Origin of the sequence: Brumicola pallidula DSM 14239 = ACAM 615, from assembly GCF_000428905.1 — a bacterium.
GTDB classification, from domain to species: domain Bacteria; phylum Pseudomonadota; class Gammaproteobacteria; order Enterobacterales; family Alteromonadaceae; genus Glaciecola; species Glaciecola pallidula.
The window spans coordinates 60,468-86,235 of the sequence record NZ_AUAV01000024.1 but is presented as its reverse complement, the minus strand read 5'-3'; the positions used below and the strand labels follow the sequence as shown (position 1 = coordinate 86,235).

At 40.1% G+C, this 25,768-nt stretch carries 22 protein-coding genes and 1 pseudogene; 16 read left to right on the top strand and 7 right to left on the bottom strand.

Annotated features, from left to right (window positions below; genetic code table 11):
* The first annotated feature begins 361 nt into the window (after positions 1-361).
* Positions 362-3,160, top strand: a complete 2,799-nt coding sequence (gene polA / locus G399_RS0109935; protein ID WP_006007881.1) for a DNA polymerase I — start codon at positions 362-364, stop codon at positions 3,158-3,160.
* 219 nt (positions 3,161-3,379) lie between these two features.
* Here polA and yihA read toward each other — a convergent pair whose 3' ends face one another.
* Positions 3,380-4,009: a ribosome biogenesis GTP-binding protein YihA/YsxC gene (gene yihA, locus G399_RS0109930; protein WP_006007883.1), complete on the bottom strand. Its 630-nt coding sequence runs from the start codon at positions 4,007-4,009 to the stop codon at positions 3,380-3,382.
* 225 nt (positions 4,010-4,234) lie between these two features.
* Between yihA and G399_RS0109925 the strand changes: the two genes are divergently transcribed.
* The 3 genes from G399_RS0109925 to G399_RS0109915 all read left to right on the top strand — a co-directional run bounded on the left by G399_RS0109925 (position 4,235) and on the right by G399_RS0109915 (position 6,393).
* Positions 4,235-4,858 carry a c-type cytochrome gene (locus G399_RS0109925; protein ID WP_006007885.1) on the top strand — a complete coding sequence of 208 codons (624 nt, stop codon included), beginning with the start codon at positions 4,235-4,237 and terminating at the stop codon, positions 4,856-4,858.
* Between the two features lie 591 nt (positions 4,859-5,449).
* Positions 5,450-5,941 carry a Der GTPase-activating protein YihI gene (yihI, locus tag G399_RS0109920; RefSeq protein WP_006007887.1) on the top strand — a complete coding sequence of 164 codons (492 nt, stop codon included), beginning with the start codon at positions 5,450-5,452 and terminating at the stop codon, positions 5,939-5,941.
* Positions 5,942-5,949: 8 nt separating this feature from the next.
* Positions 5,950-6,393: a DUF2489 domain-containing protein gene (locus tag G399_RS0109915; protein WP_006007889.1), complete on the top strand. Its 444-nt coding sequence runs from the start codon at positions 5,950-5,952 to the stop codon at positions 6,391-6,393.
* A gap of 6 nt (positions 6,394-6,399) precedes the next feature.
* On the opposite strand, the gene G399_RS0109910 is transcribed toward G399_RS0109915, so the two are convergent.
* Entirely contained in the window at positions 6,400-7,053 is a 654-nt protein-coding gene (locus G399_RS0109910) for a DNA-3-methyladenine glycosylase I (RefSeq protein WP_006007891.1), read from the bottom strand.
* A 344-nt stretch (positions 7,054-7,397) separates the two neighbouring features.
* Here G399_RS0109910 and glyQ point away from each other — a divergent pair, with 344 nt between their 5' ends.
* Genes glyQ through G399_RS0109895 form a run of 3 tightly spaced genes read left to right on the top strand, consistent with a single transcriptional unit; the run spans position 7,398 to position 10,891 of the window.
* Positions 7,398-8,342 (top strand): glycine--tRNA ligase subunit alpha, encoded by a 945-nt coding sequence (gene glyQ, locus G399_RS0109905; protein WP_006007893.1) that lies wholly within the window; start codon positions 7,398-7,400, stop codon positions 8,340-8,342.
* A gap of 2 nt (positions 8,343-8,344) precedes the next feature.
* Positions 8,345-10,426, top strand: a complete 2,082-nt coding sequence (glyS, locus tag G399_RS0109900; protein ID WP_006007895.1) for a glycine--tRNA ligase subunit beta — start codon at positions 8,345-8,347, stop codon at positions 10,424-10,426.
* A gap of 12 nt (positions 10,427-10,438) precedes the next feature.
* Complete coding sequence (locus tag G399_RS0109895) at positions 10,439-10,891, top strand: early set domain-containing protein (protein WP_034896763.1); 453 nt, start codon at positions 10,439-10,441, stop codon at positions 10,889-10,891.
* A 710-nt stretch (positions 10,892-11,601) separates the two neighbouring features.
* Here the strand turns inward: G399_RS0109895 and gyrB are convergent.
* The 5 genes and pseudogenes from gyrB to G399_RS22845 all read right to left on the bottom strand — a co-directional run.
* A complete protein-coding gene (gene gyrB, locus G399_RS0109890) occupies positions 11,602-14,016 on the bottom strand; it encodes a DNA topoisomerase (ATP-hydrolyzing) subunit B (RefSeq protein ID WP_006007899.1) in 2,415 nt (804 codons plus the stop codon).
* Between the two features lie 3 nt (positions 14,017-14,019).
* The gene (recF, locus tag G399_RS0109885; RefSeq protein WP_026843626.1) at positions 14,020-15,120 is read right to left on the bottom strand and encodes a DNA replication/repair protein RecF; all 1,101 of its coding nucleotides are present in this window, start codon (positions 15,118-15,120) and stop codon (positions 14,020-14,022) included.
* A 28-nt stretch (positions 15,121-15,148) separates the two neighbouring features.
* Positions 15,149-16,252, bottom strand: coding sequence for a DNA polymerase III subunit beta (dnaN, locus tag G399_RS0109880; RefSeq protein WP_006007904.1), 1,104 nt, complete (start codon positions 16,250-16,252; stop codon positions 15,149-15,151).
* Between the two features lie 22 nt (positions 16,253-16,274).
* A complete protein-coding gene (gene dnaA / locus G399_RS22850) occupies positions 16,275-17,705 on the bottom strand; it encodes a chromosomal replication initiator protein DnaA (RefSeq protein ID WP_425304080.1) in 1,431 nt (476 codons plus the stop codon).
* A gap of 333 nt (positions 17,706-18,038) precedes the next feature.
* Positions 18,039-18,215, bottom strand: a pseudogene (locus G399_RS22845) (DnaA N-terminal domain-containing protein); the annotation flags it as partial.
* A gap of 502 nt (positions 18,216-18,717) precedes the next feature.
* Between G399_RS22845 and rpmH the strand changes: the two are divergent.
* The 9 genes from rpmH to G399_RS0109830 all read left to right on the top strand — a co-directional run bounded on the left by rpmH (position 18,718) and on the right by G399_RS0109830 (position 25,431).
* Positions 18,718-18,852, top strand: coding sequence for a 50S ribosomal protein L34 (gene rpmH, locus G399_RS0109870; protein ID WP_006007908.1), 135 nt, complete (start codon positions 18,718-18,720; stop codon positions 18,850-18,852).
* Between the two features lie 55 nt (positions 18,853-18,907).
* Positions 18,908-19,240: a ribonuclease P protein component gene (gene rnpA / locus G399_RS0109865; RefSeq protein ID WP_026843625.1), complete on the top strand. Its 333-nt coding sequence runs from the start codon at positions 18,908-18,910 to the stop codon at positions 19,238-19,240.
* Positions 19,198-19,569: a membrane protein insertion efficiency factor YidD gene (gene yidD / locus G399_RS21610; protein ID WP_081585694.1), complete on the top strand. Its 372-nt coding sequence runs from the start codon at positions 19,198-19,200 to the stop codon at positions 19,567-19,569. Before rnpA ends, yidD begins: the two co-directional genes overlap by 43 nt.
* Positions 19,570-19,581: 12 nt before the next feature.
* Positions 19,582-21,300 carry a membrane protein insertase YidC gene (yidC, locus tag G399_RS0109855; protein ID WP_026843624.1) on the top strand — a complete coding sequence of 573 codons (1,719 nt, stop codon included), beginning with the start codon at positions 19,582-19,584 and terminating at the stop codon, positions 21,298-21,300.
* A 171-nt stretch (positions 21,301-21,471) separates the two neighbouring features.
* Entirely contained in the window at positions 21,472-21,954 is a 483-nt protein-coding gene (locus tag G399_RS0109850) for a YajQ family cyclic di-GMP-binding protein (RefSeq protein ID WP_006007918.1), read from the top strand.
* 45 nt (positions 21,955-21,999) lie between these two features.
* Positions 22,000-23,367 (top strand): tRNA uridine-5-carboxymethylaminomethyl(34) synthesis GTPase MnmE, encoded by a 1,368-nt coding sequence (gene mnmE, locus G399_RS0109845; RefSeq protein WP_006007920.1) that lies wholly within the window; start codon positions 22,000-22,002, stop codon positions 23,365-23,367.
* Between the two features lie 152 nt (positions 23,368-23,519).
* Positions 23,520-23,960: a flavodoxin domain-containing protein gene (locus G399_RS0109840; RefSeq protein WP_006007922.1), complete on the top strand. Its 441-nt coding sequence runs from the start codon at positions 23,520-23,522 to the stop codon at positions 23,958-23,960.
* Between the two features lie 8 nt (positions 23,961-23,968).
* Positions 23,969-24,619 carry a DnaT-like ssDNA-binding domain-containing protein gene (locus G399_RS0109835; protein WP_006007924.1) on the top strand — a complete coding sequence of 217 codons (651 nt, stop codon included), beginning with the start codon at positions 23,969-23,971 and terminating at the stop codon, positions 24,617-24,619.
* Positions 24,616-25,431: a DnaA ATPase domain-containing protein gene (locus G399_RS0109830; RefSeq protein WP_026843623.1), complete on the top strand. Its 816-nt coding sequence runs from the start codon at positions 24,616-24,618 to the stop codon at positions 25,429-25,431. The genes G399_RS0109835 and G399_RS0109830 overlap by 4 nt, the downstream gene beginning before the upstream one ends.
* Positions 25,432-25,768: the final 337 nt, after the last annotated feature.

The following is a 25,768-nucleotide window of genomic DNA, read 5'->3' as shown; positions in this document are numbered from 1 at the left end:
CCCATTGAACAAATAAAATAGTTGAAAATAAAACTTGGAAATACGCCAATTTATGCTAAATTTTAACTGTTACTTCATTCATGCTTTCTTCGAATCTCCGAGTTGTCCATAAGCAAAAAGTAGCTAGCAAAAGTAAGAACCAAGGAATAATAATAAAATAAAAGGATTCAGTTTTCCTCAGTCATTATTGTAGTACTACCCCCATACGGAATACGTTTTTCTGAAAATTAAAACGTATCGGCAACGCTGTTCATCACATTTTAGCCACAGACTTATCCACAGGCTTTAAAAAAGCATTTGGTGGCTACACGTCAATAAATATGGCATTCTTCACTCCATAAAGTATTAACATGAGCAAATGATGGAAAAACAATCAACAAGCCCGTTAGTCCTGGTTGACGGTTCGTCTTATTTATTCAGAGCCTTTCACGGGTTACCTCCTCTCACTAATTCGAAAGGCCAAGATACAGGTGCCATTTATGGCGTAGTGAATATGCTGCGTAGCTTAATGGCAACTTATAAGCCCAGTCATATTGCTGTCATTTTTGATGCCAAAGGCAAAACCTTTCGAGACGACATTTATAAAGAATATAAAGCAAACCGTCCACCGATGCCTGACGAACTGCGTTCACAAATTAAACCGTTGCACAAAATTATCAAAGCGATGGGTTTCCCCATTATCGTTGAAGGCGGCGTTGAGGCCGACGACGTCATTGGTACTCTGGCGCGCCAAGCATCTGCGCAAGGGATCGAATGTGTTATTAGCACCGGCGACAAAGACATGGCGCAACTCGTTGATAAACATGTCACGCTCATTAATACCATGACAAATACAACAATGGATATAAATGGCGTTGTAGAAAAATTTGGTGTACCGGCTGAACTGATCATAGATTACCTTGCAATGAAAGGCGACAAGGTGGACAACATCCCGGGTATCCCGGGTGTTGGCGATAAAAGCGCCGTCGCCATGCTTAACGGTATTGGTGGAGTAAAAGATATTTACGCAAACCTAGACAAAATTGCGACTTTGGAATTTCGTGGTGCTAAAACAATGGGCGCTAAAATAGCCCAGTATGAAGAACAAGCCATGTTGTCTTACCAATTGGCCACAATAGAATGTGCTTTGCAGTTGGAATATGAGCCAGCGACGCTGAACATGGGTGAAATGGATAAGTCTGAACTGCGCATTCTTTTTGCTGAATATGAATTTAAACGCTGGCTAGTGGAAGTCAGTGACGGTGTTGAAGGTAATGCCAGTCCAGTAAGTAAGCCGCTATCTATGGACGCAGAAACATCTGCAGATGATAACGCACAGAATGAACATGCTTCTTTACAAGTAATCGATAAATCTAAATATGAAATAGTGCTAACCCAGCAACAGCTTGGTGAATGGATTACTAAAATGAAGGCCGCGACTTACTACGCCCTAGATACAGAAACCACTAGTGTGGACTACATGCAAGCTGAGTTGGTTGGATTTTCGTTTGCTACCGGCGAAAACACAGCATGTTATATACCAGTGGCACATGATTATCCGGGAGCACCAGAACAGCTTAAACGTGACGACGTGCTGGCACAATTAAAACCTATTTTGGAAGATCCGTCGGCGAAAAAAATTGGGCAGCACATAAAATACGACAAAAACGTGCTCGCCAATTACGGGATTAAACTTCAAGGGATTTTATCTGACACGATGCTCGCGTCATATGTACTGAACAGCGTTGCAACCCGCCATAATATGGACAGCCTGTCGCTAAAATATCTAGGCCATAACACGATTCATTTTGAAGACATTGCGGGTAAAGGTGCAAAACAAATCACCTTTAACCAAATTGCATTAGCAGAAGCAGCTCCCTATGCTGCCGAAGATGCCGATGTAACTTTGCGGTTACACGAAGCACTGCAATTGTTGCTTAAGGACAAAGGCCAATTGCTAACGGTGTTAAATGACATTGAAGTGCCACTGTCATCGGTATTAGCAAAAATGGAACAAAACGGCGTGCTTATTGACAGCCAACTGTTAGGCCAACAAAGCCAAACCTTAGCTACGCGTATTATGGAGCTTGAAAAAGAAGTTCATGAGTTAGCCGGGGAATCGTTCAATTTAGGTTCTACTAAACAGTTACAACACATTTTGTTCGACAAAATGAGCTTGCCGGTGGTAAAGAAAACGCCCAAAGGTGCGCCATCTACGTCAGAAGAAGTACTGCAGGAACTTGCGCTTGAATATGAACTTCCAAAGAAAATTATGGAGTACCGAGGCTTAACCAAGCTCAAAAACACCTACACCGATAAACTACCTAAAATGATCCACCATCGAACCGGCCGTGTGCATACTTCTTATCATCAAGCAGTCACGGCAACCGGCAGATTGTCCTCTACTGATCCTAATTTACAAAATATTCCGATTCGAACATCAGAAGGCAGACTAGTTCGCCAAGCCTTCATTGCGCGTCCTGGTTATAAAGTGGTCGCGGCCGATTACAGTCAAATTGAACTACGTATTATGGCTCATTTGAGTAAAGATAAAGGATTGGTGAGCGCGTTTTCATCAGGTAAAGATATTCATAGCGCCACCGCTGCTGAAGTTTTTGACGTGCCATTGGAAAAAGTCTCAGTAAATGAGCGACGAAGTGCCAAGGCAATTAATTTTGGCCTGATTTACGGGATGTCAGCTTTCGGCTTATCTAAGCAACTTAATATTGGGCGACATGATGCCCAGCAATATATGGATTTATATTTTGAACGTTACCCTGGTGTACTAACCTACATGGAATCAACCAGAGAAGGCGCGAAACTAGCAGGATATGTTAGCACTGTATTTGGTCGTCGATTATACTTGCCCGATATTAAAGCAAGTAATGCGATGCGCAGAAAAGGCGCTGAGCGTGCTGCTATTAATGCTCCGATGCAAGGCACCGCGGCTGATATTATTAAGAAAGCAATGATCGATGTTGATGCGTGGATCAACGATATTAATGACCAAGCAATTTTAATGATTATGCAAGTGCATGATGAATTGGTTTTCGAAATCAAAGAGGATTACGTTGACGAATATGTGGCAAAAATTAAAGCCTTAATGGAAAACGCGGTGCAGCTTGATGTGCCATTAATTGTGGATGTTGGTATTGGTAATAATTGGGATGAAGCTCACTAATAATGCTGATTAATCAGCATATTTGAAGATCATGTACTCCTAACAAAACGACACATCGGGGTTTGATGTACGTCACACAAAGGCTAAGATAACAATACATTCTAGGCTTTTTCAAAGTAATCTGAACTATTTGGGAAATGACTCGTCCTATACTGTGAATGTGTTGTCAATCCCAGACAATTTGCCCCATCGATTTGATGGGGCTTTTTTTTAAGCTTATTATACTGACATATCAACGTTGTCTTTTATCTGTTTTTCAAGCCCGAGCCATTTAAACAAAATCTGCTCTAACTCAGGCACTCCAAGTCCATTAAGTGATGAGAATGAATGCACCGTTACGTCACCACAAAATGCCATAGCGGCTTCTCGAACCATTAAGGTTTGTGCTTTACGCTTGCCTGATTTTAATTTATCGGCTTTGGTCAACAGTATCAGCACGGGTAAATTAACTTCAACAGCCCAGTGAATGAGGTTCTGATCCAAGTCTTTTAGTGGATGACGAATATCCATGAGCACCACAAGGCCTTTTAGGCACTTACGCTGTTGTAAATACTCACCTAACGATTTCTGCCACTTTAATTTCATTTCCAGTGGCACTTTCGCATAGCCATAACCTGGTAAATCAACCAAACGTCGTTCGTCATCAAGCTCGAACATATTAATTAATTGCGTTCTGCCGGGCGTTTTACTGGTTCTAGCCAGACCTTTTTGCCTAGTCAGTGTGTTCAGTGCACTTGATTTGCCTGCGTTAGACCGGCCAGCAAAGGCAACTTCCATTCCATCGGAATTAGTTAGATGATCAATACTGGGTGCGCTGGTTAGGAAAGTTGCTTTGGTAAAATAGGACATGTTTTCACTTTTAAAGAAAGAATGTTGAATTGGAGTTTTGTCAAGTAAAGCCGATATTGAGTGTATTGTAACCAAAAATTTGCGGAAATGGTTACCAATCATTTATTTTATCCATACAAAGCGTGTGGAAGAGTTTTTTTCGGCCGATATTTGTGTACAATACCACGTTCTTCAATGCGATTTGAGAAATATGCTTTGCTAATCACCAGTATAAAGAGATTATGTATGAAAAAACTAGGTTTGCTTGTTTGTTTGATTTTAGGTACGACTTCCCTCGCGTTTGCGAAAGGCGAAGCAGCGGCAGGAAAGGCAAAATCACTAACTTGTGCAGCTTGTCATGGCAGCGATGGTAACAGTTTAATTCCAATGAATCCAAAGATTGCAGGTCAGCATGAAGGTTATTTGGTTAAGCAATTAACTGAGTATAGATTAGCATCACGTACCGGCGGCAAAGAAGGTCGCAACAATGCAGTAATGAATGGCATGGCGGCTGGATTATCTGACCAAGACATTGCTGATTTAGCCGCTTATTTTTCTAGTCAAGACCAAAAAGCAGGCGAAGCACCTGAAGATGTTATCGAAGCGGGCCAAGCTTTATATAGAGGTGGCAATGCTGAAAGAGGGATCACATCTTGTATTTCTTGCCATGGACCAAAAGGAAAAGGCATGGGTTTAGCAGGCTTTCCGGTAATAAGTGGGCAACACGCAGAATACACTAGCTCGCAGTTAAAAATGTTTAGAAATGGTACAAGAGCAAACAGTCACAACGGTATGATGGCTGATATTGCTGCAAAATTGACCGATGACGATATTGACGTTTTATCTAAGTATTTGAGCGGATTATACTAATTTACTTAAATTAATTTTTATTTGTAAATAAGTTGTAAATTTTATTTAATAGGGTATTATCAACTCATCTTTCAGGGGCAGCTCGGCTCTAGCGGTAGTTCTCACTACCAATAGTCAAGCGTTGTCTCTGAAATAATATAATAATAAAGCGTCAGGAAGACCTAGAACAAAGTTCGTTACTATTTCGCTAATAATAATAAAAAGAGAAAAGTAACATTATGAACAACAAAGCACATGATGTGCTATACGGGAGAGGTGTCATTAGACACTGATTAAATTAAGGTGATAGCTTTGGCTATCACCTTTTTTCTTTCTAGATCCCTATCGCGCTTGCAACGGACCACTGATAAATGGCATCACCTCTGGGTACATAAATTGTCTCAGCTAATCAACACTCTAACCATGTAGACCCAGCATTTCTAAATAAATTCCCTGCGCAAAAAAAAGAATTATCAATTACCCTTATCAATAACCCCTCCGGCTCAGGTATAATACCAATAAATCATGAAACATAATCGCTATGCGGTCTCAATAAAAGCGTTTTAATGCGTAAATAAAAGAGAGTAACGGCATCGCAAGTAAGAGGCAAAAATGGCTAGCAAGAAAACTAGAAAAGGCGGGCAAATAGGCACGCCAAAATCGACTATTCCAATAGTACGCACCCCGTCAGACCGTACACGAAAGAAAAATGGTAACAAATCGGGTACTAGAAATAGTGTTATTGAAGCTGCTGAGAGTGCAAGACAGAACCAGAGGAAGGATCCTCGCTTTGGCAGTAAAGTTCCTGTTGATTTATTACGCCATAAAAAAATCAGCAGTCAGGCTGTTGAAAAAAAGGTTACATATAGAACACCAAAGCACGAATTGGAGGCTATTGAAGCTGATGAAAAATTACAAAAACTATTGGATAAGCGAGAAACAAAGGGCTTAGCCAAGTTAGAGCAAGACTATGTGAACATAAATTTGGCTCGTCACTTAGTACTTTGTGGCATGCTGGGAATTGATACTGCAGAAGAAAATGAAGACGAAGGTGATCCACTTGCCGGTTTAGACGCAATTAATATAGATGACTTCAAAGATTAAGCAGAGAAATGATACAAACAATACTTAGTGGTTTTGGGGCGATATTGGTTATCGGCCTAATTATATATACTGGCCGATTGCTTTTTTTGCTAAAGCAACAAAAAGCACGCCAACAAAGCGCGATAAGCAAGCGCGTAGATTCAATGGTGCAAAGCATCCAAACGATTGCGTTTGCAATGCAGCAACAGCAGTGCAACTATTCGGAAGGGGCAATTAGAATATGCAGTTTGCTAAAAGCGCTGCCCATAGAAAACATTCCGGATTACTCACTATCGTTCCCTAAGTTGCATGCCTTATTTGATAAAATTAAAAATTACCCAACTCATGAAGAGCGCGGTGCCTTAAGCAAACAAGAAAGACGTCAACAAGACAAGCAGCGAGAGCAGGTTGAAAGTGAAGCTGAAAGTGGAATTCAGGAAGAAATAGTTAGGTTAAGAGGCTTTAGTTGCTAATCGCAATCAGGTTTTAGTTACACTGCGCTGCAACAACAATAACTTGCCCTCAACATTGGCTTGTTCTGCACCTATTTCTGCGTAGCAAGGACAAGCCACTAAATGATCATTGACCATTCCAACCGCTTGCATAAATGCATAACAAATTGTGCTACCCACAAAACTGAAGCCTGCTTTTTTTAGTGTTTTGGCCATTAGTCCAGATTCTATCGATGCCGTGGCAACATCAGTTTTTGTTTTGCAGTTATTTTTAATAACACGAAAATCGGTAAACTGCCATAAATAAGCATTAAATGGCATTGTCGTTTCTATATTTATATAAGCTTGTGCATTTTTAATTATCGATTGTATTTTTAACTTGTTACGTACTATGCCCTTATTTTGCATTAGATTAGCAACATCACATTCGCTCATCTTAATAATTTGTTGCGGATTAAATTGGTGGAAGGCTTGTTCATAGTTGGACTGTTTACGTAATATGGTTAACCAACTCAATCCGGCTTGTTGACCATCCAAACACAATTTTGCAAACAACTCGCGGCTGCCTAAAATAGGTCTTCCCCATTGTTCATTATGATAAGCAACATATTGAGGGTCAGAGGTTTCCCAGGCACACTTGGTCGTCTCTCGCGGTTTGTTAGTGCTCAAAATATAACTCATTGCTTACTTCCTTGCGCGGTTACCGGTAAAATCCAGATGCACTAGCATAGAGCTTATCGGGCATAAAACTAGTGATTTACGCGTTACAAGACAACGATTTTGTTGAAAAACATGTTTTTACGCGCACACATTGAATATCTGAGGTGCAGGGTTACCAATTGAGTCCACTAGGCGGTATACTCTACAGCTTATTTTTTGCGTTAGTTAAGTTATATTTTTAGGCATTGGCGACCCCGTTGATCAGCAGTGTGTATTTGTCATCCAAATGATGAGTACTGCCTAAAATGATTTGCACAAACGTATATTTGAATTTCACACACTGGGCATAGAAGAATTTAGCACTTATGCAAAAATACGACAGCAAGACCTTTCAAGGTCTTATCCTTGCATTGCAAGACTATTGGGCATCTCAGGGATGCGTTATTATTCAACCTCTTGATATGGAGGTAGGCGCAGGTACATTTCATCCAATGACATTCCTTCGTTCTCTTGGTCCAGAGCCAATAAACAGCGCTTATGTTCAGCCTTGTCGTCGGCCTACTGACGGCCGCTATGGTGAAAACCCGAACCGCTTGCAACAGTATTACCAATTTCAGGTAATGTTAAAGCCCTCCCCTGATAATATTCAGGAGCTCTACTTAGGCTCGCTTGAAATGCTTGGCTTTGACCTTCTGGTACACGATGTCCGTTTTGTTGAAGACAATTGGGAGTCACCAACGCTTGGCGCATGGGGCTTGGGTTGGGAAGTGTGGTTAAACGGTATGGAAGTTACGCAATTTACCTATTTTCAACAAGTAGGGGGTCTTGAGTGTAAACCGATTACTGGCGAAATTACCTATGGTCTTGAACGTTTAGCTATGTATATTCAAGGTGTTGATAGCATTTATGATTTGGTTTGGACTGACGGCCCTATGGGTAGAGTCACCTACGGTGATGTATTTTTGCAGAACGAAAGAGAACAGTCCGCTTATAATTTTGAATATGCTGATGTTGATTTCCTTTTTAAAACCTTTGATGAATGTGAAAAAGCCAGCAATAAATTAATTGACGCACAGCTACCATTACCGGCATATGAGCAAGTAATGAAAGCTTCTCATGCCTTTAACTTATTAGATGCCCGCCATGCTATTTCTGTGACAGAAAGGCAACGCTATATTTTACGTGTTCGTACTTTATCAAAAGCATGTGCGCAGATGTACTATGCAACACGTGAAGCGCTTGGTTTTCCTCTTTGTAAAAATATACAGGGTGAGCATACCAACGCCAATAAACTTGACAGGGGGGCCTAACAATGACTGTTATCAAAGAAAATTTATTAATTGAACTGGGCACCGAAGAATTACCGCCAAAGTCTCTCAAGAAGCTGTCTGAAAGCTTCACACAAAACATGCATGATGAACTGAGTAAGTCTGGTTTTGAATTTGATTCCATTGCGTCGTATGCAGCGCCTAGACGCTTGGCAGTGGTGGTTAAAAACTGCGCTGGGACTCAGCCTGATAGTCATGTTGAAAAGCGCGGTCCTGCGGTAAGCTCAGCTTTCGACGCCGACGGCAACGCGACTAGAGCGGCTCAAGGTTGGGCAAAAGGCAATGGTATAGACGTTGCTCAAGCATCAAGGCTGAAGACCGACAAAGGTGAGTGGCTACTTTATGTTGCAGAAGTCAAAGGTAAAGCATTAAAGGACGTCCTGCAGGACGTTTTACAAACAGCTGTTAACAAGTTACCAATTTCAAAGCCAATGCGCTGGGGGTTGTCATCGGCTGAATTCATACGCCCCGTACATACATTATGTGTGATGTTTGGAGACGAAGTGCTAACTGTCTCATTATTCGGATTAAGGTCTGCAAATCAGCTATCGGGTCACCGTTTTCATGGTCAGCATCGTTTCACATTAGCGCATGCAGATAATTACGCGAGCGCGTTAACAGCACAATATGTGATTGCCGATTACGCTCAACGGACCAATACCATCGAAGCGGCTCTTAAAGCGAAAGCAAAAGAATTGGGACTGCGTCCTGATTATGATCGGGCTCTGTTAGAGGAGATTTCGTCTCTGGTGGAGTGGCCTGTTATTTTGTCAGCGAAGTTTGAAGCTGATTTTCTAGATGTTCCCAAAGAAGCGCTTATTTACACCATGAAAGACGACCAGAAGTATGTGCCGTTATTGAGCGCAGACGGTCAACTTTCATCACACTTTTTGTTCGTATCAAATATTGAAAGTAAAGACCCTATTCAAGTGATTGAAGGGAATCAAAAGGTCATTCGTCCTCGCCTGGCCGACGCCAAATTCTTCTTCGAAACAGATAAAAAGACAACCTTAGCCTCTAAGGCAGAAAAGTTAGCCTCGGTTCTATTTCAAAAAGAACTCGGAACAGTTGCTGAAAAGACTGCACGTTTGGTGGCAATCAGTCAGAGCATTGCCAAGGCATTGGATATGGATCCGACACATGTCTCGCGAGCTGCAGCATTAGCCAAAGCGGATTTGTTGAGTGATATGGTTATGGAGTTCCCAAGTGTTCAGGGGATCATGGGCCATCATTATGCCTTACATGATGGTGAGCATGCAGCAGTTGGATTAGCTATTGAAGAACAATATTTGCCGCGTTTCGCAGGAGATAAGTTGCCAACATCGACCGCAGGTTATGTGTTGGCACTCGCCGAGAAACTTGACACATTGGTTGGTATATTTGGTATTGGTAAACTACCAAAAGGCGACAAAGACCCATTTGCACTGCGTCGTTCTGCAATTGGTATATTGCGTATTCTAGTTGAAAATAGCTTACCACTTGATTTACAAAAGATGGTCGACAGTGTTGTTAGTATTTATGCTGACAAATTGTCGAATACACAAACAGCAACTCAAGTGCATATGTTCTTATTAGATCGATTCAAACCTTTCTATCAAGACCAAGACATTTCAGGAGATGTGGTTAGTGCTGTTATGACACAGCAACCCACTACTGCCATTGATTTCGATGCGCGCATTAAAGCCGTCACGGCGTTTAAGAAAATGGATAGCGCAGTTGATTTAGTAGCAGCAAACAAACGAGTAGCTAATATCTTAAACAAAAATGCTATCGATATCGATGCATTACCTTCTATTAACCCGGCGTTATTTAGCGAAGATGCAGAGAAAGCATTATTTAGCGCTTTAGAAAGTGCACAAAGCGACGTTACTCAACTTATTGAGACCTTGTCGTATGACCAAGTTTTGGCATCGTTGACCGTGTTGAAAACCCCACTGAATAACTTTTTTGATGATGTCATGATTATGACCGATGACGAATTGGTAAAATCAAACCGTGTTGCCCTCGTTGGCAAAGCCAGACAGCTGTTCTTGTCTGTAGCGGACGTTTCTGTCTTAGCAGTTTAAGGGCAAGTGGTGATGCATAAATTTATTAAGTTAACAGTAGCGGTAGTGAGTTTAGCTGCGCTAAGTGCTTGTTCAACTCAGACCGCTAGAAACTTGATCAGCTTTGAGCCAGATAAAAACTACGAGGATATGTATTTGCGCGGTGTCTTTAATTGGTGGGAAGCAAGCGATCAATTTAAGTTTACCCGAGTTCGTCCCGAGTTTTATACCATTACGATTGAGTTAATTGCTGATGGTCAGCCATATGATTTTAAAGTCGCTAATGCAAGTTGGTCGCCGGAGTTTAATTGTGGTTTCGAATACTCACCGCGTAGAGTTGAATTGTATGATGCGGTGGAATTAGTCTGCGAGCAGACCAGTCAAAACATTCAATTTGTGCCAGCAGACACTGGCTTATTTACATTTGAATTTGATATATCAGATAACAACGAACCCGAACTTACCATTACTAAGGCAGATAATTAAGCAAACGGAATTATTGGTGGTCATTTGCAATCCGGTTCTAGGTTCATTTTCGTTGATGGACTTAAATGGTCGAACGATGGTTTGACCTGCATCGCTCAGTTTAGTGCTTGGTGGCGAAATGGCAATACATCTAGGGCGTCGCGCTGCTCTCACACAACAACACGGAGAATGATTTGCTTAAATCGTCATATAGAAGTGCACATTGTTCTTGTGTGAATTTTCCTAATTGTCCTTACTAATTGCGAAGCGGCGATGATCCGTGACTATTGTTCTTAGCGTCATTAACCATCATTACAATTACTATTATATATTTGATAAAACGTCTGTACTTGTATCTCTCCTACACAGTAAGCCATTGATTAATAAATAGTTTACGTTTTATAGCATTATACTGTGGATATTTTTTAATACATTTAGTGAAGTAAATCCCGGACTATTTATTGCTTTAAAATACTCCCTATAGCGATTTTTCTTTTGCGACGTTACAGGCTCGAAACGGAGTTTGATAATATTATTATAAGTAACTGATATATATAGGGTTAGTGAAATATTACGTAGTGGTGATTTTGCAACGTGCATTTTATGCGATTCTGTTAGATTTTTAACCATATCAGATATGATGGTTTAATTTATGGCTTGTTTTCTTGTTCATCTTTTTTAGACATAAAAAAAAGCGCTCACATACGAGCACCTTTCTGATTTTGATATTGTTATACGTCTAAGTTTTCAACATTCAAGGCATTGGTCTGAATGAAGTCTCTGCGTGGTTCAACGTGATCACCCATTAAGGTTGTAAATAATTGATCAGCTGAAATCGCATCCTCAATTTTCACCTGTAACATACGACGTTGCGAAGGATCCATGGTGGTTTCCCAAAGTTGCTCTGGATTCATTTCACCTAAGCCTTTATAACGCTGCTTGTATTGGCCACGTTCAGCCTCTTTAATTAACCATACTAATGCTTCTTCGAAAGTGCTTACTGCGTGTGTTTTTTCACCGCGCTGAATGTAAGATCCTTCCTCCATCAAGCCGTTAATGGTTTCGTTCAACGCTCTTATTTTCTTATATTCAGAACCTTCAATGAAGCTTTGAGTAAACGAGTAATTGTAATCAATGCCGTGCATCTTCATTACGATTTCGAGTTCATTTAATCCATTTTCAGTGGCATTAATGTTAAAGGAAAAACTTTGTCCATCATCTTCAGATGTCCCAAGTTGATCTACTAAAGATTGCCCTATGCGACTTAATTTTTCTTTGTCTCCTAAGCTTTCTGTCGTCATTACTTCTAAATAAACCAGTTGCTTCAATATCGAACTTGGCATTCTACGATGCATTCTACTTATCATAGTCTGGGTAGATTGAAAAAGCTTTACCATACTTTCTAAGCTAACTTCTTTAATAGGCGGTGCATCTGGACTAAAGTAAAGACTTGAGCCATCAACGGCAATCGATGTAATCATGTTATTATATGCTTCATCGTCCTTCAAATACTGCTCTTGCTTCCCTTTCTTAATTTTATACAACGGTGGTTGTGCAATATAAATATAACCACGTTCAATAAGTTCGGGCATCTGGCGGAAGAAAAATGTTAGCAAAAGGGTTCGAATATGAGAACCATCGACATCAGCATCAGTCATTATGATAATACTGTGATAGCGCAATTTCTCAGGATTATACTCGTCGCGACCTATACCACAACCAAGAGCAGTAATTAACGTAGCGACTTCTTGGGAAGATAACATCTTATCAAAACGCGCTTTTTCTACGTTAAGTATTTTACCTTTCAATGGCAGTATGGCCTGGTTTTTACGGTTACGACCTTGCTTAGCAGAACCTCCAGCAGAGTCACCCTCTACTATATATAGTTCAGATAGTGCAGGATCTTTTTCCTGACAATCAGCTAGCTTTCCTGGCAAGCCCGCAAGGTCCAAAGCGCCCTTACGACGAGTCATGTCGCGAGCCTTACGCGCAGCTTCGCGAGCCCTTGCTGCATCAATGATTTTTCCTACAATAATTCGTGCTTCACTTGGATTTTCAATTAAGTAATCACCAAGCTTCTCTCCCATCGCGCTTTCAACAGCAGTTTTTACTTCAGATGAAACTAATTTATCTTTAGTTTGTGAAGAAAACTTAGGGTCAGGAACTTTAACCGAAATGACAGCAGTTAGGCCTTCGCGAGCATCGTCGCCACTAGCACTGGTTTTGTGTTTTTTATTCATACCCTCTTTTTCCATAAAGGTATTTAGTGTTCTTGTTAATGCCCCACGGAAACCAGCTAAGTGAGTACCGCCATCTCTTTGAGGTATGTTATTAGTGAAACAAAAAACATTTTCTTGGAAACCGTCATTCCATTGCATTGCAACTTCTACTGAAATACCATCTTCTCGGTGCAGATCAAAGTAGAACGCTTTTTGGTGAACTACTGTTTTATTTGTATTTAGATATTCAACGAAGGCTTTAATACCGCCAGCATATTGAAAGTGGTCTTTACGACCATCCCTTTCGTCTTCAAGAATTATGGAAACACCTGAATTTAAGAATGAAAGTTCACGAACTCGTTTTGCCAATATATCGTAGTGAAATTCAATATTAGTAAATGTTTCTTCACTTGGCCAAAAGCGAATAGTAGTCCCTGATTTATCAGTTTTACCAGTAGCCGCTAGCGGAGCGCATGGCACTCCCATGTTATATTCTTGTTCAAATATTTCGCCTCTGCGACGAATATTAATAGTCAGTTTTTTTGAAAGCGCATTTACAACCGATACACCTACGCCGTGTAATCCGCCGGATACTTTATAAGAGTTATCATCAAATTTACCGCCGGCGTGCAATACGGTCATAATAACTTCAGCGGCGGAAACGCCTTCTTCTTCATGAATTTCTGTTGGTATTCCTCGACCATCATCGCTTACAGAGACAGAGTTATCAGAATGAATTTTAATTACGATATCTTTACAATGCCCAGCTAACGCCTCATCAATCGAGTTATCAACAACTTCGAAAACCATGTGATGTAAACCAGTTCCGTCATCGGTATCACCGATGTACATACCTGGACGTTTACGTACGGCATCTAATCCCTTTAGAACCTTAATACTGGAAGAATCGTAATTCTGTTCTGACATTTCTTACTCCTCGTTCACTTGGTTATGTTCCACGTGAAACACTTTTTTATCATTATATTTATTTGTGAATTCAAATTGTGAAGTCTCAATCGCCGTCACAAACACCTGTGTATTTGTTTCAAGGATCAAGTCCAGAAAATGCTCCCTCGTTTTCAAATCCAACTCCGCCGCTATATCATCTACTAAGTAGATAGTTGATTTATCACTTAAAGCAGAAAACATTTTCATTTGTGCAATTTGCAATATAGACACTAATATTCTGAGTTGACCCCTTGACAGATTTTCAGAAGCGCTCAGACCATTTACGGTGAACTTAATGTCGCCTTTATGAGGCCCAACCGTGGTGTATCCATATTGCAAATCACGTGACTGTTTAAGCCTAAGAGATTCTTCAAATAGCATGCCCCTATCCCATCCAGTATTATACCTTAGTTCTATCTTGAACTCAGGTATAAATTGACTATAAAGTGCAACAACTTCAGCATTTATTGATGCCAAATAGCTCTTTCTAGCGTCCGAAATCAAATTGCCATATCGGCACAAGGAATCACTCCAATAATCGAACTGTTGACTGTCTATTGCCGTTCCGCTATTTACATGATTTCTTAATAGAGCGTTACGCTGACTTAAGGTTTTTGAATACGCCGACATTAAATCAGAGTAGCTATGTTTCACGTGAAACAATGCCCAATCAACAAAGCGCCTTCTCAGCATCGGTTGTCCAATGATCAAATCACTACTTTGTGGCGTGAAAATCTGCATGGGAATTTTACGAACAACATCTGAGAGCTTCTTGGTTCTCTCTCCATTAATACTAAACTCGAATCCATCAGACTTATTTCTTGAACAACCAATTCGTTGTTCAACGCCCTCTTCGTCAACTAAACGACTAAACACCGTTGCGGTATCAGTGCCGTGTTTAACTATGGAGCTTTGCCGATTTGTCCTAAACGAACGGCCGAATCCTAATAAATGGACCGCCTCCAAAATCGAAGACTTCCCGGTGCCATTAGCACCGTGGATAATATTAAGAGATTTACAGGGGGAGAACGCAACATGCTCAAAATTTCTAAACTGAGCAAGTTGCACTAAGGATAAATGCATAAAGGCTACGATTTGCCCTTGATAGTAATTATAGACGCATAGGCATGATGACATACAACGCTGACTCATCACCTTCCGCATGGATCAGCGCACTTGCATTAGCATCAGATAAATTAAAGATAACGTTCTCTGAATTCAACACATTTAATACGTCGATTAGGTAAGCAACATTGAAACCTATTTCCAAATCCTCGCCTTCGTAATTTACATCAACGACTTCTTCTGCTTGTTCTTGCTCTGGGTTATTCGCTGTTATCTTTAATTCGCCACTTACCAAATTTAACCGAACACCTTTAAATTTCTCGTTTGACAGGATCATCGCTCTCGAAAACGCCGCTTTGAGTAACTCTCTTGAGGACCAAACCGATTTGTCGGAACCCTTAGGTAGCACTCTTCTGTAATCTGGAAAACGACCGTCAACCAATTTACTTGTAAAAATAAAGTCTGTTGAATAGATTCGAATGTGATTGCTGCCGATTTGTACTTTAACCAACGTGTCGTTGTAGTCAATTAAACGAATGATTTCCAATACACCTTTTCTCGGAATAATTACCTGACGTGCAGGCAATGCCGACGCAACGTAATCAAGCGTTGACAAAGCAAGTCGATGGCCATCTGTTGCTACCGTCCGAATAATATGTTCTTCCGTTTCTAAGCTCATACCATTAAGATAGTAGCGAACATCTTGCTGGGCCATTGAAAAATGGGTTTTCTCAATTAACCCTTTTAAGTCTGATTGCTTCACTTCAAACTCGACTTCACCCTCCCAATCGTCAAGGTTAGGATAGTCACTAGCGGACAGTGTCGATAACGTGTACTTGCCTCGACCAGATTTTATAATGGCCTTGTTTTCTTCAACTTCAAAAATGATATTACTTTCACCATTAATACCGCGAATAATATCAACTAATTTTTTAGCAGGAACCGTAATCTCACCATCTGTGAAACTGCCAGAGAGCTTGACACTCGAAATCAGTTCAACTTCTAAATCAGTACCTGTTAACCACAGTGTCCCCTCACTAACCTTAATTAATACATTGGATAATATGGGTAATGTGTGGCGTCGTTCAACCGCGCCAGAGACAAGTTGAAGAGGTTGTAATAAACCTTCACGGCTAATGGTAAATTTCATTTATGTCTTCTCGTTAAAATTATTATGAAGAAAGCGTTCTTATTAAATTTTTATAGTCTTCTTTTATATCATGACTTTCATTACGAAGTTGCACAACTTTTCTTACAGCATGAATAACCGTCGTATGATCTCTTCCACCAAAAGCATTACCAATCTCGGGTAAGCTGTGGTTTGTTAGCTCCTTAGCTAGTGCCATGGCAACTTGCCTAGGCCGAGCAACACTTCTACTGCGTCTTTTCGACAGTATGTCAGCGACTTTGATTTTATAATAATCTGCCACTGTTTTTTGTATATTCTCAATAGTAACTAACTTGTCCTGTAAGGCAAGTAAATCCCGCAATGCATCGCGAACAAAGTCGATTGTAATAGGTCTACCAGAAAAATTTGCGTTTGCTACTACGCGATTTAGTGCGCCTTCCAATTCACGAACATTAGAACGCAATCGTTTAGCCATAAAAAATGCCACTTCATTTGGAAGACGAACATTGCACTCGTGGGCCTTGCGCATCAGAATTGCTACGCGAGTTTCCAACTCAGGTGGTTCGATAATGACTGTTAAACCCCAACCAAAACGTGACTTGAGTCGGTCCTCTACGCCATCAATTTCTTTTGGATAACGGTCCGACGTCAAAATAATTTGTTGATTACCTTCTAACAATGCATTGAAGGTATGAAAAAACTCTTCCTGCGAACGATCTTTATTTGCAAAGAATTGAATATCATCGATTAGCAACGCATCTACTGAACGATAAAAGCGCTTAAATTCTTCTATCGCATTATTCTGTAGGGCCTTTACCATATCTTGAACAAACCGCTCAGAGTGCATGTATACAATTTTAGCATCCGGTTTGTTAGCCAAAATGCCATTACCAACCGCGTGTGTTAAATGCGTTTTACCTAGGCCAGTACCGCCGTATAAAAATAAGGGGTTATATGACTTCCCCGGATTATTGGCTACTTGAATTGCTGCCGCGCGCGCGTACTGATTGGATTTACCCTCAACAAAATTCTCAAAAGTATATTCAGGATTCACGTTACTTTTATGCACATTGACAGATCCCGCAGCAGCATTGCCACGGTCTGTATTTTGATTCATTCCTACCTTACTATTTTGAACCGAATATTGACTAAATCTATTTGACTGTGAATATTCACCCACTTTATTTGCCTGTGAGTATCCCTGCTTACTCTGATTGTGGTTACCCAGATTAATATCGATTCCAGTACCGGCATTTGAGGAAGGAGATGCTCCATTTTGTTTATTTAAAAATGGGTTTTGATTACTACTTCCTGGTGGCTCCGACAAATGACCATTATGTTCGGACTGATTTTTTTGTGCTGCGAGATCATGCGAACCACTGCTATTTTTTCCTACACTGACTTTCCTGCGATCAAAAACAGTTCCTTCCTTATAAGCATCGCTGCCTTGCGGATGCCTTTTATTTGCATGCATCGATTGCGCACGACGATTATCTACATTGTTTTGATTGGTATTTTCGGAAGCGTTGTCGTTGATATGAGCCGGATGACTTTGTGTCTTATTATTTTGAATAGTATCGCCTTGATTGCCATTCTGTGCATTATCAAGGATGTTAGTTTGGTTGCTGGTGTGTGATTGAATGTTATCACTCAATGATGCTTGTCCGCCTAACGTAGTATTACGTGTATGTGCGGAATTTATGTTGACCGAGTCTTCCTGCTGCATCATCGCATTTTGTTGAGCGATACTACGCACTGTTATTATTAGATTAGGTGCATCCTGGCCGTATAATGTCCGAAGGCTTTCAGTGATCATGCCATGATATTTATCTCTGACCCAATCTAGAATAAAATGATTAGTTGCAAATAAATGGAGATATTCACCGTTGAATTCAGACCGAAGCGGCTTTAACCACATATTAAATTGTTCAGAAGGAAGTTCTTCCTTTAGTAACTCCAGGCAATGCTCCCAACTTATACTCAACTGACTACCTCCATTTGGGTCGACTTAAACCAACTAACAAGCTTCACTTCTGACGGCTCACTTTTCTAGCTAGTCTTTTAAAAAGGGCAATAAGAATAGGGGATTTTCACCGATTTATCCACAGATAATTGGGAATTCTTTTAGTTCAATAACCTCTAACCCACCTTAAACTGCTAAATAACTGTTATATAACAACTTTACCTGGGGATAACCTCCTGTATTTGTTCAATTTATTGTATCAGTAACACCATAATACGCAATAATTACGTCCTTTTTACGTCACTCAAACACATATAAATTACTTGCCAGTTAAAAAAATGTGGATAAAAACCACCAATGCTTGATATTTATGCACAATTTAAATAAATACCCCTTTATACGCTGATAAACATTGACAATGCGACTAAGGGTCTCTATCATTCTGCGTCCATTTCCAAGCAAGGTTTCATAAAAGTTGAAACTAATGCTTCAACGCTAAATTGAAACAAGTAGAGATCAGGTCATGAAAAGAACTTTTCAACCAAGTAACTTAAAGCGCAAACGCTCACACGGATTTCGTGCTCGCATGGCCACTAAAAATGGTCGCAAAATTCTTGCAAATCGCAGAGCAAAAGGAAGAGCGAAATTATCAGCTTAATGTGTGAGTAAAACATATTAAACTGGTAAATCACTCATTTCCCAGGGAGTCACGTTTGTTGACTCCCAAAAACTTCTCCTTTGTATTTGACCAAGCCATTCCTGCCGTATCTAATCACATCACTATTTTAGCTCGACACAATGAACACAAAACAGCTCGTTTAGGTATTACTGTACCTAAGAAAAAAGTCAAAAATGCGACTGATCGTAACAAAATAAAAAGAATTATTAGAGAAAGCTTCCGATTACAAAGACATCAGCTACCAAATGTTGATATTATCGTTATCGCGAAACAAGGCATTGGTCAAATGGAGAACCAAGCACTAGTTATTCAATTAGAGAAATTATGGCGAAAGATGACTCTTCGGTGCAATCAACCGGCAAAATAAACCCAGATCCAGACGTCCCAAGGCTTCTTTCTGTGCTAACACTGCCGTTTAGAACATTGATAAAAGTTTACCAAGTTCTGATATCTCCAATGCTAGGACAAAATTGTCGTTTTCATCCGACCTGTTCTTGTTACGCACACCAAGCCTTAGAAAGACACGGATTAGTAAAGGGAACTTGGCTATCTGTAAAAAGAATAATGAAATGTAACCCAATGCATGCGGGTGGGTTCGATTACGTACCTGGCACAATTGACAACGACGACGCGCATTCAGAACGCACTGAGACAGCAGAACCAACGTCAGTAGCAACACCTAAAAATAAACTTTAAAATGAGAAAAATATGGAATCCCAAAGAAGTCTCTTGGTTATTGGCTTATTATTAGTCAGTTATCTATTATGGGTTGAGTATAGGGACGCTTATGGCCCACAGCCAATAACACCCCCTGTTCAACAAACTAGTGCCAGCCAAGGTGTGCCGAGTGTTTCGTCAGCCAATGGAGAAATACCGACACCCTCGTCGATACCCTCCATCGGCAATAACATCGCTAACGACATCCCGGTAAGTGATTCCATCGTGCCGCAAATTAGCGCTTTGGAAACTAACCGTGACCGTTATATTACAATCATGACCGACACACTCGACCTTACAATCGATTTAGTCGGTGGTGACGTAGTGCGTGCTGACCTAGTTAAATATCCAATAACCCAAGGCGAAAATGATTCCTATCAATTACTCAAGCCCGATATTGAGCGACTGCATATTGCACAAAGTGGCTTAGTTGGTAAGTCAGGCCCTGATGCAAATCCAAAAGGCCGTCCTTTATACAGCACCTCAAAGAATGACTTTATATTGGAAGGTGATACCTTAAGCGTTCCATTAACGTGGTCATCAGCAGAAGGACTTAGTGTCACTAAAACCTTTGTGTTCAAACGCGATCACCATGTTGTTGAGGTCAATTATGACATCAAAAACAATACAAATGCCCCTGCAATAATGGCGCAATTCGCACAGCTCAAGCAAACCACCTTAGATCAGCCTGGTGGCAGCATGTTTATGCCTATTTATCGCGGTGGTGCTTACTCTACAAAAGACGACAAATATGACAAATTTCCTTTTGGTGATTTTCAAGACGATAAACTAAATGTCGTTACCATTGGCGGATGGACCGGTATGATTGAGCATTATTTTGTCACTGCATGGGTACCACCACAAGAACAGACCAATACTATTACCAGTAGAATTGTTAATAGTAATTTTGCGATTATCGGATATACAGGACAACCTGTAACCATTGCAGTTAACGGTGAAAGTACGATTTCAAGCCAACTATATATGGGACCTAAAACACAGAGCGTTTTAGCAGCTCTTGCTCCTGGACTGGACCTAACCGTAGATTACGGATTCTTATTTATGATTTCGCAACCTCTATTTTCATTACTAATGTGGATACAGAGTATCGTGATCAATTGGGGCTTAGCTATTATTTGTGTCACTATTGTTGTTAAGGGTGCCATGTACTGGCTAACCAAAAAGCAATATGAATCAATGGCTAAAATGCGTAACTTGCAACCTAAAATGGCGCAGTTAAAAGAGCGTTTTGGAGATGATCGCCAAAAGCTGTCTCAGGCCATGATGGAAATGTATAAGAAAGAAAAAGTAAACCCTATGGGCGGTTGTTTTCCTCTACTTCTACAAATGCCGATATTTTTAGCCTTATACTGGGTGTTGCTCGAAAGTGTTGAATTACGTCACGCCGATTTCATATTCTGGATAACTGACCTATCAGTTGCTGATCCATATTATGTATTACCTATTTTAACTGGTGCGAGCATGTTCTTGTTGCAACGTTTACAGCCCATGACTATCACTGATCCGTTACAACAAAAAATAATGACATATATGCCTGTTGCAATGAGTATTTTCTTCTTCTTCTTCCCTGCTGGGTTGGTCTTGTACTGGTTAGTGAGTAATGTTATTACTCTTGTTCAAGCGAAAATTATCTATGCATCAATGGAAAAAAGAGGCATTAGTAGTAAAGGGCAAACAGACGTAAAATAGTAAGACTGATATACAGTTTTAATTATCTTTTTTTAAAAAGCCTGCTAATTGCGGGCTTTTTTGTCTACGACATTTCAGAATTACTAAACACCGCAGTGGTTACAAGCTACACTAAAGCCACTAACATAACTGACACAAGCTAAGCGCAAAATAACTTTAGAGAGAAAGCCCATGCCTACATTTGATATTGTTTCTGAATTGAACGAAGAAGAAGTCAAGAATGCGACTGAAAATGCAAGCCGCGAATTAACCACTCGCTTTGATTTCAGAAACGTCGAAGCTTCATTTGAATTCAAAGATTCAACCGTCATCATGAGTGCTCAGGATGATTTCCAACTTAAGCAAATGATGGATATACTTCGTAATGCGTTAGTAAAACGTGGAATCAAAACATCGTCTATGGACCGTAATGATAGCAGTCATACTGGCCGGACTCATCGCCAAACTATTGGATTTAAACAAGGTATTGACCAACCGTTAGCAAAGAAAATAGTTAAACTAATTAAAGATAAAAAACTAAAAGTACAAGCCACTATTCAGGGCGAACAACTTCGTGTTACCGGCAAAAAGCGTGACGATCTGCAAGACGTCATGGCACTGTTAAAACAAGAAGACTTGGGTCAACCATTGCAATTTAATAACTTCCGATACTAAGAAATTAGTTAACCGTTATTAGCAAAAACAGGCTATTGATTAAACATGTCATTAAATAAAGAAACCATTGTTGCACAAGCCACCGCGCCCGGACGCGGTGGTGTTGGTATTGTGCGTGTGTCTGGACCTAAAGCACAAGACGTTGCGCTGCGTTTATTGGGTCAATGCCCTCCACTGCGTCAGGCTAGATATTTACCATTTAAAGACCAACATAATAATGTCATTGACCAAGGCATCGCTTTGTATTTTAAGGCTCCACATTCTTTTACAGGGGAAGATGTGTTGGAACTACAAGGCCATGGCGGTCAAGTTGTAATGGAATTATTACTCGACGCTTGTGTTGCCATCTCGGATATCCGCTTAGCTCGACCAGGTGAATTTAGTGAACAAGCCTTTTTAAACGATAAATTAGATTTAACTCAAGCTGAAGCTATTGCCGACCTTATCGACGCAACCTCAAAACAAGCGGCCAAAAGTGCACTTCGTTCGCTTCAAGGTGAATTTTCTCAGCAAATTAATACCTTGGTTGAACAAGTTATTTACCTCCGTATGTATGTTGAGGCAGCGATTGACTTCCCCGAAGAAGAAATCGATTTTTTGGGAGACGGCAAAATTCAAGGTGACTTACTTAAAATCTGTAAACAGCTCGACAGCATTAAACATCAAGCCAAACAAGGTAGCTTAATCCGCGACGGCATGTCTGTGGTCATTGTAGGTAGACCCAATGCAGGTAAGTCGAGTTTACTCAATGCACTTTCAGGTAAAGAATCTGCGATCGTAACTCACATCGCGGGTACTACTCGTGATGTACTAAAGGAACATATTCATATTGATGGAATGCCATTGCATATTATCGACACCGCTGGGCTGCGCGAAAGCACCGATGAAGTCGAAAAAATTGGTATAGAGAGAGCTTGGACTGAAATTGAGAAGGCCGACCGTATTTTATTTATGGTAGACAGCAACGAGGAAAAAGCAGACCAACCCAGCGCTATATGGCCAGAATTTTACGCTCGCCTGCCCGCTAATCCAAACATCACCGTTATTCGTAATAAATGTGATGAAAGCGGTGAGACGATTGGTCTATCAACAAGTGCTACTTACCCTGTATTACGTATTTCAGCAAAGCAACAACACGGTATAAATGAGCTCAGAGACCATTTAAAGCAGTGTATGGGCTTTGAGCAAGCGGGAGAAGACCAAGTCATCGCACGGCAACGTCATATTATCGCATTACAACAAGCTGATGAGCATATAAAACTGGGCAAATCACAACTTGAAGATAATATGGCAGGGGAATTACTTGCTGAAGAGTTACGTATAGCACAACAGTATTTAAATGAAATCACCGGTGAATTTAGTTCAGATGATTTATTAGGTAAAATATTTTCATCCTTTTGCATTGGTAAATAACCTTTGTCATATAAATACACTCACTCAATATCTGGTCGTTTTTGGTTGAGGTATTTACAACACTGCTTAATATCAACAATATATTGTTTCAGGTTATCGATTTCCAATACAAATATTAAATTACAATAGCATTCATCATTTAAGGTAATTACATGCACTTCGATATCATGGTAGGTTCTGTACTAGGCGCTTCGGAATATGTCGCAGAAGCAATATTGGTTAGCATTATTGAAATTGGTCATACAGGTGAATGTCACTTTGAACCTAGCGTGTCTACGTTGAATAAAGACCATGTATTATTGATATGTACTTCTACGCATGGCGCGGGTGATTTGCCTGACAATATTGCCCCTTATGCTAAGGCGCTTCAACAGCATGATTTAACCGGTTTTAATGCCATGATTATTGGACTTGGCGATAGCAGTTACGATACTTATTGCGGCGCTGCAATGAAAATGGAAACCTTACTTGTTGAAAAAGGTGTAACTTTGCTAAGTGAACCCCTGCATATAGATGTACTGCACCACCCTATTCCTGAGGAAGTTGCAGTCGAATGGTTTGTTGCACAATTAGATAAAGTAATAGGTGAATAGTCATTAGCATGAATAGCTTAGAATTAGACGCCCTTCAATTATCCATGAGCAATCATGCTAGAGCACTCTATAGTGTTTATTTAGTATCCAAAAGTAAATCCATGAAAGGTAATGTTACACTTTCTTATAAAGATATTATGGATTTTTTGAATGGTAAGGAAGAAGTGGTGACTTTAGGACGACAAGTTAATTCATTACTTAAAGAATTAGACAGCGTTGGGCTAATTAGGATTAATCACGAGCAATCTTACAAACGCAGTTTGAATAATCAAGTAATTCATTTGCCATTAAGTATTAGTAAAGACCTTTTTGACATCAGCACAGACAAACACCAGAGTTTTATTAAAATGAATATCAACTGGCGACCAGATGCTGATTTATTCGAGCAACTTTGCCAGCTTGTCGGCGTTATTGATAAAGGTTATTCTGCTGATGAACTGGGTGAATACATTGCTTATTGGTTAGGTTATCCTGAAAAACAATTTACTGATTATCAGTGGACACAAAAATTTGTGTTAAATATAAAGCAGCGCCGTCAACGACTGCCTGTTAATAAAGAACAAACCAAAGTAGGCCACCAGTGGATAACACCACAGGCAGGTATTGAAATAGATGACAACGTTAAACAACTAATTGAAAAATACAGCGGGAAATCATGAAAAGTCTAAACGATAGGATTAATGAATTGGCCAAGTCTTTGGGAAAAGATCCCGAACCTGAAGCTCAATTTAACTATAAAGAACGTCGTCAAGAATTTGATCGTTTAGCCAACCAAGATGTTCAAAAATTACAACAAGAGACTCGACTTCAGCGCGTACAAAAGATACACGGTAAATCAGAGCTAGACCCAAAGTGGACTTTTCACAATTTAATTGAAGACGCACAAGATGTTGTTGAAGCTATCAATATAGCAAAATCATTTATTGCAGCTCATGCCGATGCAAGCTGGCGCAACAGTGGCGCTCATATGATGATTTTTTACGGTGACTATGGTCGTGGTAAATCACATATTGCAGGGGCCATCGCTCATCAGTTAATAGACCAGTACGAAACTACCGTGATGTACCGTCAATTACAAACACTGTTAGAAATGCGATTCTCGTCTTACGATTTCCAATCTGCCGACAGTGCTCCAGAAAAATTCCGTCAAATAAACAAACAACTACAAGAAGTTGATTTGCTAATATTAGATGAAGTTTGCGTCAATGAAACAATGCTTAAAAAAACCACACAAAGCTGGCTAGGTAGTTTATTGCGACAACGCCTTATTGATAATAAAAACTGTATTCTTATTACCAACCATAATTTAAAAGACCTTGAAACTGCCTTAGGTCGATACTGTTTTGAATCAATTAAAGAGTATGATACTTATAAAGTGCGTTTCCAAGGCCCTAGCAGACGTAAGCAAGTCGTTCCTGACTATGCAGAACCAACCAGTGGCAATCAATACCAGCCTAATCAAGTACGCTAGTTCAGCTCAATGGTGAGAACATAGCAGGGTTGCTCATCATCCTTACTAAATTTAGCGTTAATACCCCTTAGCTAATATTATCCGCTACCCTATTTTTTTCCTGTAAATACTAACTCATCGCAACAAAATCCATAAACCAACCTGAAGTTCTGTTGTCTTTAGTATCACTTTCTTTATTATTTGTGCCTACAGAGCTGACTTTAATGATGACATTGGCATCATTTTACAAGCAGCATTCCGTTTTTTAGCTATAAACAGTCAAAAAAAATGACTACCTTAAAAAATTTAACGGTTCTATATTAACCATTAGTACCTTTATTAACTATGTTTTAGTACC